The following is a 13347-nucleotide window of genomic DNA, read 5'->3' as shown; positions in this document are numbered from 1 at the left end:
GGGTCATTTCTCTCCCTTTCATTTGCCCGCACCGGCGGTCTGGTCGCCGTCGCGGGTCAGGTAATAGGCGGCAAGGATCGGCAGGAAGGTCACGGCAAAGACCACGATGGCCACCACATTGGTGACGGGCCGCTGCCGCGGGCGAACCAGTTCCTGCAGCATCCAGATCGGCAAGGTGCTTTGCCGGCCGGCAGTGAAGGTGGTCACGATCACCTCGTCAAACGACAGGGCGAAGGCCAGCATCCCGCCCGCCAGCAGGGCCGATCCCAGATTGGGCAGCAGCACATGGCGGAAGGTCTGAAAACCGTTGGCGCCCAGATCGGCCGAGGCTTCCAGAATACCCCCCGACAGGCGGCGGAACCGCGCCACCGCATTGTTATAGACGATGACGATGCAAAAGGTCGCGTGGCCCAGAATGATGGTCCAGACCGAATAGGGAATATCCATCACCGAAAACGCCGAACGCAGCGCCATGCCGGTGATCACACCGGGCAGCGCGATCGGCAGCAGGATCAGCAGGCTGATCTGTTCGCGCCCGAAGAACCGCGATTGCGCCATGGCCGCAGCCACCAGCGTGCCCAGGATCATGGCGATCACCGTGGCAATCGCCGCCACCTGCAAGGACAGCCAGAGCGGCGGCCAGATATCCGCCCGGTCCCAGGCCACGCCGAACCATTTCGCGGTCAGCCCCGGCGGCGGGAACTGATAGCTCTTTTCCTCGGTCGTGAAGGCGTAAAGGAAGATCAGCAGGATCGGCAGATGCAGGAACAAAAGCCCAAGCCCTGCCGCGATCCGAAGGCCGAAAGACGCGCGGTCAGAGTGCATCGAAAGCCCCCATCCGTTTGGCAATCCACAGATAAACCAGCATGATCAGGATCGGCACCACCGCAAAGGCAGCGGCCAGCGGGATGTTTCCGGCCGTGCCCTGCAACTGGTACACCGCAAGGCCGATGAACCGGGCCGAGGTGCCCACGATCTGCGGAATGATGTAATCGCCCATGGTCAGCGAAAAGGTGAAGATCGATCCGGCAATGACGCCCGGCAGGGCCAGTGGCAGCACAACGGTGCGGAAGGTCTGCCCGCGCGATGCGCCCAGATCGGCGCTGGCTTCCAGCATCGACACCGGCACGCGTTCAAGCGCCGCCTGCATCGGCAGGATCATGTAGGGCAGCCAGACATAGACGAAGACGATGAAGGTGCCCAGCGGCGAGGTGGACAGCGAATTGCCACCCAGGCCCGGAATGGCCAGCACCGCATTCAGGATCATCGACAGGCCCGCGCCTTCGGCGGCCCAGGTGACGATGCCCTCTTTGGCAAGGATCAGCTTCCACGCATAGACCTTCACCAGATAGGATGACCACAAGGGCAGCATGACCCCCAGATAGAACAGCGCCTTCCAGCGGCCCCGGGCAAAGCGGGCGGCATAATAGGCGATGGGAAAGGCAATCAGCGCGCAACCCAGCGTGACGGCAGCCGACATGCCAAGGGTGCGCAGGATGATGTCCAGATTCTGCGCCCGGAACAGTTCGGCATAGGTTTTCAGCGTCAGTTCCGGCTTCACCACGCCGGAAAATTCGTCAATTGCGTAAAAGCTTTGCAGCAGCAGCGCCAGCAACGACCCCAGATAGACCAGACCCAGCCAGATCAACGGCGGGCTGAGCATCAGGATCAGCAAGAGGCGCGGTCGGCGCCAGAACAGGGCGGTCAGCCGGTCGGCCAGCCCGCGTTCGGGCAGGATGGCGGCGGCATTGGCGGCGGAGGTCATGCCTCCTCCATCACATGCAGCGCGGCGGGATCGAAGGCCAGACCGACAGTCGCGCCGGGTTCCGGCAGGGGCTGGCCCGCAGGCAGGAAGGCCGCGATTTCCGACCCATGGCTGTGCAGCGTGATGCGCGATCCCGCCCCCAGATAGCGGCTGGCGGCCACGGTGCCCGTCAGGGCCACACCATCAGCCGGGGTGATGCGCAGGGCTTCGGGCCGCAGGCTGGACCAGGCGGCAGGGCCGCCGAAGGCCTGGGTCACTTCGGGTGGCAAGACATTGGAAGACCCCACGAAATCGGCCACAAACCGGGTGCGGGGCCGGGCATAAACCTGTTCGGGCGTGCCGATCTGGGCAATGCGGCCTTCGTTGAACACAGCCAGATTGTCGGCCATCGACAACGCCTCGTGCTGATCATGGGTGACAAAGACAAAGGTCAGGCCCAGCCGTTTCTGCAGGGCCTTCAATTCGTCCTGCATCGCCTCGCGCAGCTTCAGGTCCAGCGCGCCCAGCGGTTCGTCCAGCAGCAAGACGCGGGGTTCATTCACCAGCGCGCGCGCCAACGCCACCCGCTGCCGCTGCCCGCCCGACAATTGGCCCGGCTTGCGGTCGCCATAGCCGGCAAGTTTCACCAGCCCGAGCATCTCTTCGGCCCGGTCGTTGCGGCTGCGCCGGTCAACGCCCTTGACCATCAACCCATAAGCCACGTTGTCCCGCACGTTCATATGCGGAAACAGCGCGTAATCCTGAAAGACCGTGTTCACATTGCGCCGGTTCGGGGGGATATCGCCCACATCCTGACCAAAGATGCGGATGGACCCTGATGTCGGCTTTTCAAAGCCCGAAATCAGCCGCAGGCAGGTGGTCTTGCCTGATCCCGAAGGGCCAAGCATGGCAAAGAAACTGCCCTCGGCAATGGTCAGATCCACCCCGTCCACCGCCCGAACCGGGGCAGAGGCGGGGCCGAAATGGCGGGTGACAGACTGGAATTCGACGGCAGCGGTCATGGGGCTTCCTGCGGGAATGAAACGAAACCCATCCCGCGCGCCCATGTTGAAGGCGGCAGTGATGGAAGATCGCTCCCCCTGCCGGGCAGAGGGAGAGGATTTGGCAAGGGTCGGGGCCGATCAGCGGCCGCCGATCACCCCGATGTAATCGCTGACCCAGCGGTAATAGGGCACGCAGACCCCTTCACCCTGGCTGCAATTCGACACAGGCGTGCGCCAGAAGCGGATCTTGTCGAAATCCTTCAGGCCATTGGCATCGCAGCCTTCCGCCGTCTGCATCCCGCGCCCGTCGCTGCAGGCGGCCGGAACCGAAGGCACCGCGCCGAACCAGACCGACAGGTCGGATTGCAGGTTGGATGACAGCTGGTGTTCGAACCACATATAGGCGCAATTCGGGTTCTTGCTGTCCACATGCAGCATGGTCGTATCGGCCCAGCCGGTCGCGCCTTCCTGCGGGATCACGCTGGCCACCGGCTGCCCATCGGCCTTCAGCAGATTGACCTGAAACGGCCAAGACCCGGATGCCACGACACCTTCATTCTTGAAGTCGTCAATCTGGATAAAGGCGTCGTGCCAATAGCGGCTGGTCAGCGTGCGCTGCACCCGCAGCAGATCGAGCGCGGCCTTGTATTGGTCATCGTTCAGTTCATAGGGGTCGGTGATGCCCAGTTCCGGCTTGTGGAACATCAGATACTGGGCGGCATCGGCAATATGGATCGGGCCATCATAGGCCTGCACCCGGCCTTCATTCGATGCGCCATCCGGCAGGTCCATCTTTTCAAAGACCACGTTCCAGCTGGTCGGCGGCTCCTTGAACACAGTGGTGTTGTACATCAACACATTGGGCCCCCACATATAGGGAACGCCGTAATGCTTGCCATCCACGGTATGCCAGGGCGCATCCTGTAGGCGCGGGTCGATGGTGGACCATGACGGCACCAGGGCGGTGTTGATTTCCTGTACCCGTCCGCCCGCGATCAACCGCAACGAGGCATCGCCGCTGGCGGTGACCAGGTCGAACCCGCCCTCGTTCATCAGCGCCACCATTTCGTCGCTGGTATTGGCGGTCTTGACGCTGACCTTGCAGCCGGTGGCCGTTTCGAACTTGGTCACCCAATCAAACTTCGGGTCGGTTTCGCCGCGTTCGACATAACCCGCCCAGGCCACGATGGACAAGGCGCCCTCGCCCGGGCCGACGGCGGTCATCTGGGCAAAGGCGGGCGTCAGGCCGGTGGTCAGCGCCAGCGCGGTCGTGCAGGCCAGTTTCAGTGTTGGTGTCATTCTGGATGCTCCCTGAAAAGCGCGCACATGGGCGCGGGATGCCGGTTTTCCGGTCTGGCGACAGGGTGGAACCAGCGCGCAGCTTTCGCAAACGCAAAAGGGGGATGGGTGGTATCGGAAAAACCGATGGACTACCGCGTCGGGATCGCCGTCTGGGCGGATCGCACGAAGTTCAGCGCCGGTCCAGACAGCGGTGCCCCGCGCCGCCAGGCCAGACCGACCTGCACTGTCGGCAGATCGCCCGAAACATCGCGGATCTCGATCCGGTCGCCCTCCAGCGACCACGGACGATAGACAAGGCTTGGCAGGATCGCCAACCCGGCCCCGGTGGCGACCAGCGACCGCACCGCCTCGACACTGCGGGTGCGGAAGGCGATTTCCGGCTTCACCGGCAGGGCGGCTGTCAGGCGGCGGGTCGATTCCTCGATCTCGTCCACCATCAGCTGAATCATCGGGCGACCGGCAAGTTCTTCCAGTGCGATGGCCTCTTGCAAGGCCAACGGATGCCCAAGCGGCAACCACAGCCGGTAGGGCGACACCAGCAGCGTTTCGACATGCAGCGCCATCCGGTCGCGCACCGAAGAGGTCAGCAGCACCGCCACATCCAATTCGCCACCGATCAGCAGGTGCTGCAGATACTCGCCGCTATCCTCGATCACATTCAACTCGACCAGCGGAAAGGCCCGGCGAAACCGTTGCAGAATGTCCGACAGCACATAGCCTGCCACCAGCGACGTCACACCCAGCGACAACCGCCCGGTGGTCTGATCGGCCTCGTCCCGAAAGGCTGTGCGTGCAGCCGCCACATCCGACAGGATCTGCCGCGCATGGCGCAGAAAGGCGCTGCCCTTGTGAGTGATCAACAGCCCGCGCGCCTGCCGGTCAAACAGCGTGACGCCCAAATCCTCTTCCAGCGCGCGAATCGCCTCGGTGACCGAAGATTGCGAAATCGACAGGACCCGCGCGGCACCGGTCACGCTGCCCGCCTCGGCGGCGGCCACAAAGAACTGAAGCTGGCGCAGGGTAAAGGCCATGGGTGGTCCGGTGCTGGGTTACGCCACTAGGCCATGCCGGGCATCGGGCTGTCCAGAGCCCGCAGGGCAACGAACACCCCCACCAATATTGTGCCCGCCACAATTCAGCCCCTCGCCCCCGCCTTTGCCCGGGCGTAAAACCGCGTCATGACCCGCCAAAACCCCCGCACCCTGCCCCTTGCCGAAGCGGCCCGCCTGCCGCTGTGGCGTCAACCTGTCAGCCTGCTGTTCCTGATGGCCGTGGCCATGCCGCTGGCCTTTTCCACATGGTCGGCCCTGCTGAACAATTTCGTCATCGAAATGGCGGGATTTACCGGCGTGCAGATCGGCTGGCTGCATACGGTGCGGGAAATTCCGGGCCTGCTGGCCGTTGCGGTGCTGGCCATTCTGCTGCTGTTTCGCGAACAGGCCGTGGCGGGCTGGATGCTGGTCCTGCTGGGTGCGTCCACTGCCGTGACCGCCTGGTTTCCGGGCCTGACCGGCATCATGCTGGTGACCTTGCTGTCCTCCATCGGGTTTCACTATTACGAAACGGTCAATCAATCGCTGCAACTGCAATGGATCGACCGCAGCCGGGCCCCGCGCACCCTTGGCTGGCTGGTGGCCGCCGGTTCGGGCGCATCGCTTCTGGCCTATGGCTGCATCGTGCTGACGTGGAAAAGCCTCGGTCTGTCCTATAACACGGTCTATATGGCCTCGGGCGGGCTGTGTGTACTGATCGCCCTGTTCTGCCTGATCGCCTATCCCCGCTTCGAGGCCCCGCATCCGCAGCGCAAATCCATCGTGCTGCGCCGCCGCTATTGGCTGTATTATGCACTGCAGATCATGGCCGGGGCGAGGCGCCAGATTTTCGTCGTTTTTGCCGCCTTCATGATGGTGGAAAAATTCGGCTTTGGCGTCGAAGAGGTGACGGCGCTCATGCTCATCACCTTTGTGTCGAACATGGTGATCGGGCCAGTTCTTGGTCGGCTGGTGTCGCGGTTCGGTGAACAGACCGCCATGCTGATCGAATATGGCGGGCTGTTCTTCGTCTTTCTCGCCTATGGTGGGCTGTATTGGTATGACTGGGGGATTGGCGTCGCCTCGGCCCTTTATGTCATCGACAACATGTTCTTCGCGATGGCCTTCAGCCAGAAGACCTATATCCAGAAGATCGGCGATCCGGCTGATATGGCCCCCACGGCGGCCGTGGCCTTCACCATCAACCACATCGCGGCGGTGTTCCTGCCTGCGCTGCTGGGGTATCTCTGGGTTACGGCGCCGTCTTCGGTCTTTGCGCTGGCGGCGGGCATGGCCGGGGTTTCCTTCCTTCTGGCGCTTCTGGTGCCGCGCCACCCGGGGCCGGGCAATGAAACCCGGTTGGGCAACCGGTCGGGATGGGCTGCAATCCCGGCAGAGTGATTGGACCTTGCAGCGCCCACGCCTATATTGGCGGCATGGATGAGGAGAGGCAGATGTTTGGCATGTTTTCCGCAGACAAGATGAAAATGATCACGCCCGAGGCCGCCCTGCCGGGCCGCCCCGAACCGATCCCCACCGCCGAGACACATTTCCTGTCCGGCCTGCCGTTGAAATCGCCTGTGCCTGCGGGCATGGCCGAAGCGATGTTCGGCATGGGCTGTTTCTGGGGGGTGGAGCGCAAGTTCTGGGGCCTGCCGGGCGTATGGCTGACCATGGTCGGCTATGCCGGTGGTTATACGCCGAACCCGACCTACAAGGAAACCTGCACCCAGGCGACCGGGCATAACGAAGTCGTGCGGATCATCTTTGACCCGGCGGTGATTTCCTATGCCGATCTGCTGCGGACCTTCTGGGAAAACCACGATCCGACGCAGGGTATGCGGCAGGGCAATGACATTGGCTCCACTTACCGGTCGGGCATCTACACCTATACGCCCGAACAGGCCGAAATGGCCGCCGCGTCGAAAGTTGCGTATCAGCATGCGCTGACCAAGGCCGGGCGTGGCACGATCACGACCGAGATATTGCCCGCCCCGACCTTCTATTTCGCCGAAGACTATCACCAGCAATATCTGGCCAAGAATCCCGATGGCTATTGCGGTCTGGGCGGCACAGGGGTCACCTGCCCGATCGGTCTGGGCGTTCAGGTCTGATCCTTCGTCAAGGCGGCGGCCCCGGTCGCGGCTTGACCCGCGCGCAAGCCGGGGCTATCGCGACCCTGACCCTGCGACGGAGACCGCGCAATGACCACCTATTCCGCCCTGACAACCCTGATGGGGGAAGACGCAGCCGAGGCCCTTGGCGAGGCGCTGGAAAAGCTTGATCCCGCGCCCGTCGGTGTTGGCGTTTTCGAAATCGAGGACGATTCAGGCCTGTGGGAAGTGGGTGCCTATTTCGTCGAAAAGCCGAATGAGGTGATGCTGGAGGTTCTGGCGCTTGCCTTCGAGGCCAAACCCTTCGCCCTGTCGGAACTGCCGGAAATCGACTGGGTGGCCAAGGTGCGGCGCGAACTGGCACCGGTCGAGGCCGGGCGCTTCTTCGTCTATGGCAGCCATGATGCCGACAAGGTGCCAGCGGATCGCGTCGCCCTGCAGATCGAGGCGACAGTGGCTTTTGGCACCGGCCACCATGGCACCACGCTGGGCTGTCTGCGCGCCTTTGACCGGCTGTTCGAAGCCGGGTTCCGGCCCGCCAATGTGGCCGATATCGGCTGCGGCACTGCGGTGCTGGCCATGGCCGCCGCTGCAGTTCTGCCTGACGCGCAGGTCATCGCGTCAGATATTGACCGAGTCGCGGTGGATGTGGCGGAGGCAAATGTAGAGATCAACGGGTTGCAGGGCCGCGTCGAATGTCTGGAGGCCGCCGGGTTCCAGCATCCGCGTCTGGCCGAGGCGGCCCCCTATGATCTGGTCTTCGCCAATATCCTGAAGGGTCCGCTGATCGAACTGGCGGCCCCGATGGCGGCCCATGTCGGTCAGGGTGGGCGGGCGATTCTGTCCGGGCTGCTGGTGGTGCAGGCGGAATCGATCATCGCGGCCTATGAAGCGCAGGGCTTCACGCTGGAAGGCCGCGAAGATTTGGGCGAATGGACGGCGCTTCTCCTCAGAAAAGACTGATTTCAGGTCATTTGCCCTATTTCTGCCTTATTTACGCCCGATCATGGTCGCACGGTGGGGGCCGTATCCGGGAGTTTTGTGTGATATGGCCGATCAGGACCTTACTGAGTTTTACGAACGGGTTGCGCGTGTCGAAAAGGCGCGCGCCAAAGGCTATGGCTTTGAAGCGGAAGGCACGCTCGGCCGGTCTTACTATACCAAACCTGCACCTCGTCGCCTGCGCCTGATGGGGCCGTTGCTGGTGATGGCTGCCTGCCTGATCGGGCTGAAGGCGGCCATGCATCATCAGGTTGGCGATACCGCCTATCGCGACAGGGTTGCGCGGATGCAGGCAGCTGACGGGTTTGAACGCTTTGGCGGCATGATCATGCAGGTCGATCCTGTCACCCTTTGGCTGTCAGCGCAGATCCGCACCTATCTGAACTGACCACAGCGTGATCGCAGCGGAAAGCGGGGCCCTTGCGGGTGCCCGCTTTTGCCATTTGCGACTGAGACAGCAGCCGCTGCGCGCCCGGCAACGCCATGCACAAACAGAAAGGCCGCCCCCCTTTCGGGTGCGGCCTTTTGCGTCACGAAGCGGGGGCGCGAACCCCCTGCTGCGGGCGACAGATCAGAGACGGCCAGCGCCGATCAGATCGATGTCACCGCGGCACAGCCCGATATCGTCAAGCTCGCGGTCCGACAGCTTGGCCAGTGCGTTGCGGGTCACGCGGGCATCGTTCCAGGCGGCAAGACCGCCAAAGATGCCGCTCACGAACTGGATGAAGCGGTAGGTGGAGATGGCGCCAAAGGGCGCCGTGCGGGTCGTGTCATAAGCGGCCATGGCGTGTTCCTCGTTTCAAAACTGCTCACTGCAAAGGCAACCTTGCCTTCGCGCTGATACATATTCTTGCTGCATGTGCAAAACAACTGACGCCAAAGCATGTCGCGCATGCAGAATCCGCATGGCTCCGCGCCTTAATTTTGACAAATTTTCAAGGATTTCGGAAACAATCCCGCCCGAGATGTCGGATTCGCGCGCCGAAATGCCGCGATTGCTGCACCTGCATAATCCGCCAGCGGCACCATGCAAGCGATTTTTTTTCGACGTGACCGGTGTTCCCCTTTCGTGCTAGCCTGACCAAAACCAGAACAAATGAGGCAGGCATGCGGGTGATCGGAATCGATCCGGGGTTGCGCAACCTTGGATGGGGCGTGATCGAGGTGCGCGGCACCCGGTTAAGCCACGTGGCCAATGGCATCTGCCACTCGGCCCCCGGGAATGGTGACGGCGATCTGGCGCTGCGTCTGTGCAGCCTGCATACCCAACTGACCGAGGTGATCCGCACCTATCAGCCCGAAACGGCCGCGGTGGAACACACATTCGTCAACAAGGATGCTGTGGCCACATTGAAGCTGGGGCAAGCGCGCGGCATTGCCCTGCTGGTTCCGGCGCAATTCGGGCTGACCGTCGGGGAATATGCGCCCAATGCGGTGAAAAAGACCGTGGTCGGCGTGGGCCACGCGGCCAAGCAACAGATCGATCACATGGTGCGCCTGCATCTGCCGGGCGTGCAGATCGCGGGGCCGGATGCGGCCGATGCGCTTGCGATTGCCATCTGCCATGCGCATCATTGGCAATCGGGCAGCCGTCTGCAGGCCGCCTTGCAGAGGGCGGCGGGATGATTGGCAAGATTTCCGGGCGGATTGACTGGCGCGGGCCAGACCATGTGCTGATCGACGTGCGCGGCGTGGGCTACATTGTCTATGTGAATGACCGTACGCTTGCCGCCCTGCCCGGGGTGGGCGAGGCCTGCGCGCTTTATACCGAACTGGTGGTGCGCGAAGACCTGCTGCAATTGTTCGGCTTTCCCACCATGCTGGAAAAGGAATGGCACCGGTTGCTGACCACGGTTCAGGGCGTGGGTGCCAAGGCGGCCATGGCCATTCTGGGCACCCTGGGACCGGAAGGCGCGGGCCGTGCCATCACGCTGGGCGATGTGCGCGCCATTCAGGCCGCCCCCGGGATCGGGCCGAAGATCGCGCAACGCGTGGTGCTGGAGCTGAAGGGCAAGGCTGCGGGCGTGATGGCGATGGGGGCCCGGCTGGATGCGGCACCGGTGATCGATGTGCCGGATGACCCTGCACCCGCCCCCGCACCGCGCGCCGCACGGGCCAAGGCCGGCCCGGAGCTCGCCGCCCCCAGCCGGGCGGCACATAGCGCCGATGCGCTGTCGGCGCTGGTCAATCTGGGCTACAGCCAATCGGATGCGGTACAGGCCGTGGCCACCGTTGCCAGCGAACAGCCCGAGGCCGATACCGCCGAACTGATCCGTCGCGCCCTGAAGCTGCTGATGCCCCGGACCTGATCAGAGCTTGTGCCAGACCACGCCCGCAGGCGGGATGGTCTGGCCACCCCATTCCACCGGAACCGCGTTGTAATTGAACAGGAACCGATGGCTCTGGCTGTCGCGCAGCCGCAACCCTTCGGGCAGGCGATCAGTCTCGATCCCCGCCGATTGGCATAGGCTGTCCAGCAGATCGGTCAGCGTATCAGGGTCGGCCCAGCCCGCCAGATAATGCATCCCGCCCGACCGGATCAGCGCAGGCCAGCCATCATCGCAACGGCGCAGCACCTCGGCCCCGGTTTCCACCTTTTCGCGCCAATGCCGCAGCGTGCCACCGCCTTCCAGTGGCACCGGCACATCGGGCGGCAGGCTTTCCACCCGCGCCACAACGGCCTGCAGCCCCGGCAGATTGGGCGGCAGCGGCACCGGTGTCGCAAATTCCTCTGTCTTGGCATTGCTGCGCGGACCGATCAGCGCCAGCCCCTGATAACGGCCAAGCGCCGACAGCAAGCTGGGCGACAGAACCGCCACGCCAGGGGCCAGCACAATGCGATAGGCCGACAGATCGGCCGCGTCGGGTGGCAGGATGTCGATGTTCAGCCCCAGCCGCCGCAGCGCGCAATAGGTTTCGAACACCAGCCGGAAATAGCTGAAATCGCGGCCCTGCGGCTGGATTTCCCAGGCCCATGCGCTGGCATAATCGAAAACCAGCGCCACATCGGCCTGCGCCGTGCCCTGATCCGGCATCGCGGCCAATTCACGGGCCACATCGGCTGCCTCGTCATGGGCGGGGGCAGGCTGGCTGTCAGGGCGCAAAAGCCCCGCATGCATCTGTTCCTGCGCAAAAGGCGCCTGTCGCCAGCGGAAATAGCACACCGCCTCGGCCCCATGGGCAAAGGCCTCCCACGCCCAAAGACGGGCCATGCCGGGCAGCGGATCAGGATTCCAGGGCGCCCAGTTCACCGGACCGGGCTGCTGTTCCATGATCCACCAGCGGCCCCGCCCGACGGCACGGTACAGATCATGGTGAAAGGCCTGAAAATCCGGGTCACCCTGCCGGACAAACCGACGCTTGTGATCGGCGCTGGCAGGCAGCCGGTCTGACAGAAAGCCCAGCGGATAGGCATCCCATGACGCGATGTCCAGATCGGCACCGACAGTGAAATGGTCGAAATCTGTAATCATTCCCATATAGTTATGGGCGATGGGCGCATCGGAATGACGGCGGATGATCTCTACCTGCAGCCGGTTGAACGCAACCACCATATCGCTGGCAAAGCGGCGAAAGGCCATCTGATGCGCCGGGTTCGCCTCGGTCACCGTCAGGTTGGGCAGGCCGATGTCGTCAAAGCTGGCATAGTCCATCGACCAGAAGACATTGCCCCAGGCCCGGTTCAGCGCATCAGGCGATTGATAGCGCTGCGCCAGCCAGTTGCGAAAGGCGGCCAGCGCCACGGGCGAATAGGACAGAACCGTATCGTGGCAGGCATATTCATTGTCGGTCTGCCAGGCTGCAACATGCGGATTGCGGCCATAGCGTTCCGCGAGCAGCGTGACGATGCGCGCAGATTCGCGGCGATAGCCCTCATGCGCGAAATCATAATGGCGCCGCGACCCGAAGCCACGCGGGCGACCCTCGCGGTCATGGGCCAGCATGTCGGGATGGCGGTCCAGCATCCAGCGGGGCGGCGTGGCAGTGGGTGTGCCCAGAACCACCTTCAAGCCCGCCGCGCCCAGCGTGGCAATCGCCCGATCCAGCCAGTCGAATGTCAGCTGCCCGGGTTGGGGCTCCAGCCGCGACCAGGCAAATTCGCCGATCCTGACCCATGTCAGGCCCAAGTCGGCCATGCGTGCGGCATCTTCGGCCCATTGCGCTTCGGGCCAGTGTTCGGGGTAATAGCAGACGCCAAGGGTGCGTTTCACAGGATCACCTGATGTTCTTTTTGCCCCGGCGCGGTGCCGGTAGCCATGAAGGTTTGCCCCGCTGCGGGAAAGGCCGCGCGGGCGGCAGCATCCATGTCCTGCAACGAAGTGGTGCAATACAGCGTATCGCCGCCAAAGGCCGGGCAAGAGGTATGCGGCGCATCGAATTCAAGGCTGCGCAGCCTTTGCCCATCGGGCGCATAGGCCGAAACCCGGCCCGCACCCCATTCGGCCAGCCACATCACCCCCTGCGCATCGATCACCGCGCCATCGGGATTCAATCCTTCGGGGCCAAGATCAAGCCAGGTCTCGGGTTCACCCAACGGCCAGCCCTCGGCATCCAGCCCCACGCGCAAGACCTTGCGGGTGACAGTATCGGTGAATTGTGCCGTCCGCCCATCCGGGGTGAAGCAGATCGCATTGGGAATGGTCAGCCCCGGATAGAGGCAGCGCAATTCACCGCGATACCAGCGGTAGATCGCCCCCGCCCCCGGTTCGGCCCGCTTGCCCATGGTGCCGATCCAGAACCCGCCCTGCGGATCGGCCCGACCATCATTCGACCGGGTCACGCGGTTGTCTGCCTCAAGCTCCACCAGTGTCTCGGTCTGTTCTGTGTTCAGGTCGAACAGGAACAGGTCGCGCTCCCCGGCGATCAGCAGCACATCACGGCTGACCCAGCCCGCCGCCGACACCATTTCGGGAAAGCGCCAGAGCTGCGGCCCGTCCTTGTCGCGCGACATGAGGCTTTGGCCCATCACATCGAACCAGAACAACTGGTCGCGCAGCGGATGCCAGAGCGGACCTTCGCCATGCAGGCAGGGCCGGGTATCAAAGATCATGCCTGTTCCCTTTCTGGGGTGGTTCACTTGACGGCTCCGAGGGTTAGTCCTGCGATGAAGTGTTTTTGCATTGTGAAGAACATGATGACGGGAGGTAGGG

At 63.4% G+C, this 13347-nt stretch carries 14 protein-coding genes; 6 read left to right on the top strand and 8 right to left on the bottom strand.

Annotated elements, in window-relative coordinates:
• Positions 1 to 18: 18 nt before the first annotated feature.
• The 5 genes from V6590_RS18650 to V6590_RS18630 form a co-directional block, all read right to left on the bottom strand.
• Positions 19 to 825 (bottom strand): ABC transporter permease, encoded by an 807-nt coding sequence (locus V6590_RS18650; RefSeq protein WP_335425207.1) that lies wholly within the window; start codon positions 823 to 825, stop codon positions 19 to 21.
• Positions 815 to 1765, bottom strand: coding sequence for an ABC transporter permease (locus V6590_RS18645; RefSeq protein WP_335425206.1), 951 nt, complete (start codon positions 1763 to 1765; stop codon positions 815 to 817). The genes V6590_RS18650 and V6590_RS18645 overlap by 11 nt, the downstream gene beginning before the upstream one ends.
• On the bottom strand, positions 1762 to 2766 hold the full coding sequence (locus V6590_RS18640; RefSeq protein ID WP_335425205.1) for an ABC transporter ATP-binding protein: 1005 nt from the start codon (positions 2764 to 2766) through the stop codon (positions 1762 to 1764). The genes V6590_RS18645 and V6590_RS18640 overlap by 4 nt, the downstream gene beginning before the upstream one ends.
• Positions 2767 to 2886: 120 nt before the next feature.
• On the bottom strand, positions 2887 to 4047 hold the full coding sequence (locus tag V6590_RS18635) for an ABC transporter substrate-binding protein (protein ID WP_335425204.1): 1161 nt from the start codon (positions 4045 to 4047) through the stop codon (positions 2887 to 2889).
• Positions 4048 to 4178: 131 nt separating this feature from the next.
• Complete coding sequence (locus V6590_RS18630) at positions 4179 to 5081, bottom strand: LysR family transcriptional regulator (RefSeq protein WP_335425203.1); 903 nt, start codon at positions 5079 to 5081, stop codon at positions 4179 to 4181.
• Between the two features lie 147 nt (positions 5082 to 5228).
• Here V6590_RS18630 and V6590_RS18625 point away from each other — a divergent pair, with 147 nt between their 5' ends.
• The 4 genes from V6590_RS18625 to V6590_RS18610 all read left to right on the top strand — a co-directional run bounded on the left by V6590_RS18625 (position 5229) and on the right by V6590_RS18610 (position 8585).
• The gene (locus V6590_RS18625; protein WP_335425202.1) at positions 5229 to 6482 is read left to right on the top strand and encodes an MFS transporter; all 1254 of its coding nucleotides are present in this window, start codon (positions 5229 to 5231) and stop codon (positions 6480 to 6482) included.
• Positions 6483 to 6535: 53 nt separating this feature from the next.
• Complete coding sequence (msrA, locus tag V6590_RS18620; RefSeq protein WP_335425201.1) at positions 6536 to 7195, top strand: peptide-methionine (S)-S-oxide reductase MsrA; 660 nt, start codon at positions 6536 to 6538, stop codon at positions 7193 to 7195.
• Positions 7196 to 7285: 90 nt separating this feature from the next.
• The gene (locus V6590_RS18615; RefSeq protein WP_335425200.1) at positions 7286 to 8158 is read left to right on the top strand and encodes a 50S ribosomal protein L11 methyltransferase; all 873 of its coding nucleotides are present in this window, start codon (positions 7286 to 7288) and stop codon (positions 8156 to 8158) included.
• A gap of 85 nt (positions 8159 to 8243) precedes the next feature.
• Positions 8244 to 8585 carry a hypothetical protein gene (locus tag V6590_RS18610; protein WP_335425199.1) on the top strand — a complete coding sequence of 114 codons (342 nt, stop codon included), beginning with the start codon at positions 8244 to 8246 and terminating at the stop codon, positions 8583 to 8585.
• A gap of 183 nt (positions 8586 to 8768) precedes the next feature.
• On the opposite strand, the gene V6590_RS18605 is transcribed toward V6590_RS18610, so the two are convergent.
• Positions 8769 to 8981: a DUF1127 domain-containing protein gene (locus tag V6590_RS18605; RefSeq protein ID WP_335425198.1), complete on the bottom strand. Its 213-nt coding sequence runs from the start codon at positions 8979 to 8981 to the stop codon at positions 8769 to 8771.
• Positions 8982 to 9304: 323 nt separating this feature from the next.
• Between V6590_RS18605 and ruvC the strand changes: the two genes are divergently transcribed.
• Both ruvC and ruvA read left to right on the top strand, forming a co-directional pair.
• Positions 9305 to 9823: a crossover junction endodeoxyribonuclease RuvC gene (ruvC, locus tag V6590_RS18600; RefSeq protein ID WP_335425197.1), complete on the top strand. Its 519-nt coding sequence runs from the start codon at positions 9305 to 9307 to the stop codon at positions 9821 to 9823.
• The gene (gene ruvA / locus V6590_RS18595) at positions 9820 to 10506 is read left to right on the top strand and encodes a Holliday junction branch migration protein RuvA (RefSeq protein ID WP_335425196.1); all 687 of its coding nucleotides are present in this window, start codon (positions 9820 to 9822) and stop codon (positions 10504 to 10506) included. Before ruvC ends, ruvA begins: the two co-directional genes overlap by 4 nt.
• On the opposite strand, the gene V6590_RS18590 is transcribed toward ruvA, so the two are convergent.
• Both V6590_RS18590 and V6590_RS18585 read right to left on the bottom strand, forming a co-directional pair.
• Positions 10507 to 12408 (bottom strand): beta-galactosidase, encoded by a 1902-nt coding sequence (locus tag V6590_RS18590; RefSeq protein WP_335425195.1) that lies wholly within the window; start codon positions 12406 to 12408, stop codon positions 10507 to 10509. It lies immediately after the preceding gene.
• The gene (locus V6590_RS18585; RefSeq protein ID WP_335425194.1) at positions 12405 to 13247 is read right to left on the bottom strand and encodes an SMP-30/gluconolactonase/LRE family protein; all 843 of its coding nucleotides are present in this window, start codon (positions 13245 to 13247) and stop codon (positions 12405 to 12407) included. The genes V6590_RS18590 and V6590_RS18585 overlap by 4 nt, the downstream gene beginning before the upstream one ends.
• Positions 13248 to 13347: the final 100 nt, after the last annotated feature.

This window comes from Gemmobacter denitrificans (assembly GCF_036964905.1).
Lineage (GTDB): Bacteria > Pseudomonadota > Alphaproteobacteria > Rhodobacterales > Rhodobacteraceae > Gemmobacter > Gemmobacter denitrificans.
This window is presented reverse-complemented; position numbering and strand designations above follow the sequence as displayed.

Bases quoted from the DNA above. Each gene is read 5' to 3' on its own strand.
- V6590_RS18610 (WP_335425199.1), top strand. From the start codon at position 8,244: ATGGCCGATCAGGACCTTACTGAGTTTTACGAACGGGTTGCGCGTGTC.
- V6590_RS18585 (WP_335425194.1), bottom strand. From the start codon at position 13,247: ATGATCTTTGATACCCGGCCCTGCCTGCATGGCGAAGGTCCGCTCTGG.
- V6590_RS18635 (WP_335425204.1), bottom strand. From the start codon at position 4,047: ATGACACCAACACTGAAACTGGCCTGCACGACCGCGCTGGCGCTGACC.
- V6590_RS18640 (WP_335425205.1), bottom strand. From the start codon at position 2,766: ATGACCGCTGCCGTCGAATTCCAGTCTGTCACCCGCCATTTCGGCCCC.
- V6590_RS18645 (WP_335425206.1), bottom strand. From the start codon at position 1,765: ATGACCTCCGCCGCCAATGCCGCCGCCATCCTGCCCGAACGCGGGCTG.
- msrA (WP_335425201.1), top strand. From the start codon at position 6,536: ATGTTTGGCATGTTTTCCGCAGACAAGATGAAAATGATCACGCCCGAG.
- V6590_RS18650 (WP_335425207.1), bottom strand. From the start codon at position 825: ATGCACTCTGACCGCGCGTCTTTCGGCCTTCGGATCGCGGCAGGGCTT.
- V6590_RS18625 (WP_335425202.1), top strand. From the start codon at position 5,229: ATGACCCGCCAAAACCCCCGCACCCTGCCCCTTGCCGAAGCGGCCCGC.
- ruvC (WP_335425197.1), top strand. From the start codon at position 9,305: ATGCGGGTGATCGGAATCGATCCGGGGTTGCGCAACCTTGGATGGGGC.
- ruvA (WP_335425196.1), top strand. From the start codon at position 9,820: ATGATTGGCAAGATTTCCGGGCGGATTGACTGGCGCGGGCCAGACCAT.
- V6590_RS18630 (WP_335425203.1), bottom strand. From the start codon at position 5,081: ATGGCCTTTACCCTGCGCCAGCTTCAGTTCTTTGTGGCCGCCGCCGAG.
- V6590_RS18605 (WP_335425198.1), bottom strand. From the start codon at position 8,981: ATGGCCGCTTATGACACGACCCGCACGGCGCCCTTTGGCGCCATCTCC.
- V6590_RS18615 (WP_335425200.1), top strand. From the start codon at position 7,286: ATGACCACCTATTCCGCCCTGACAACCCTGATGGGGGAAGACGCAGCC.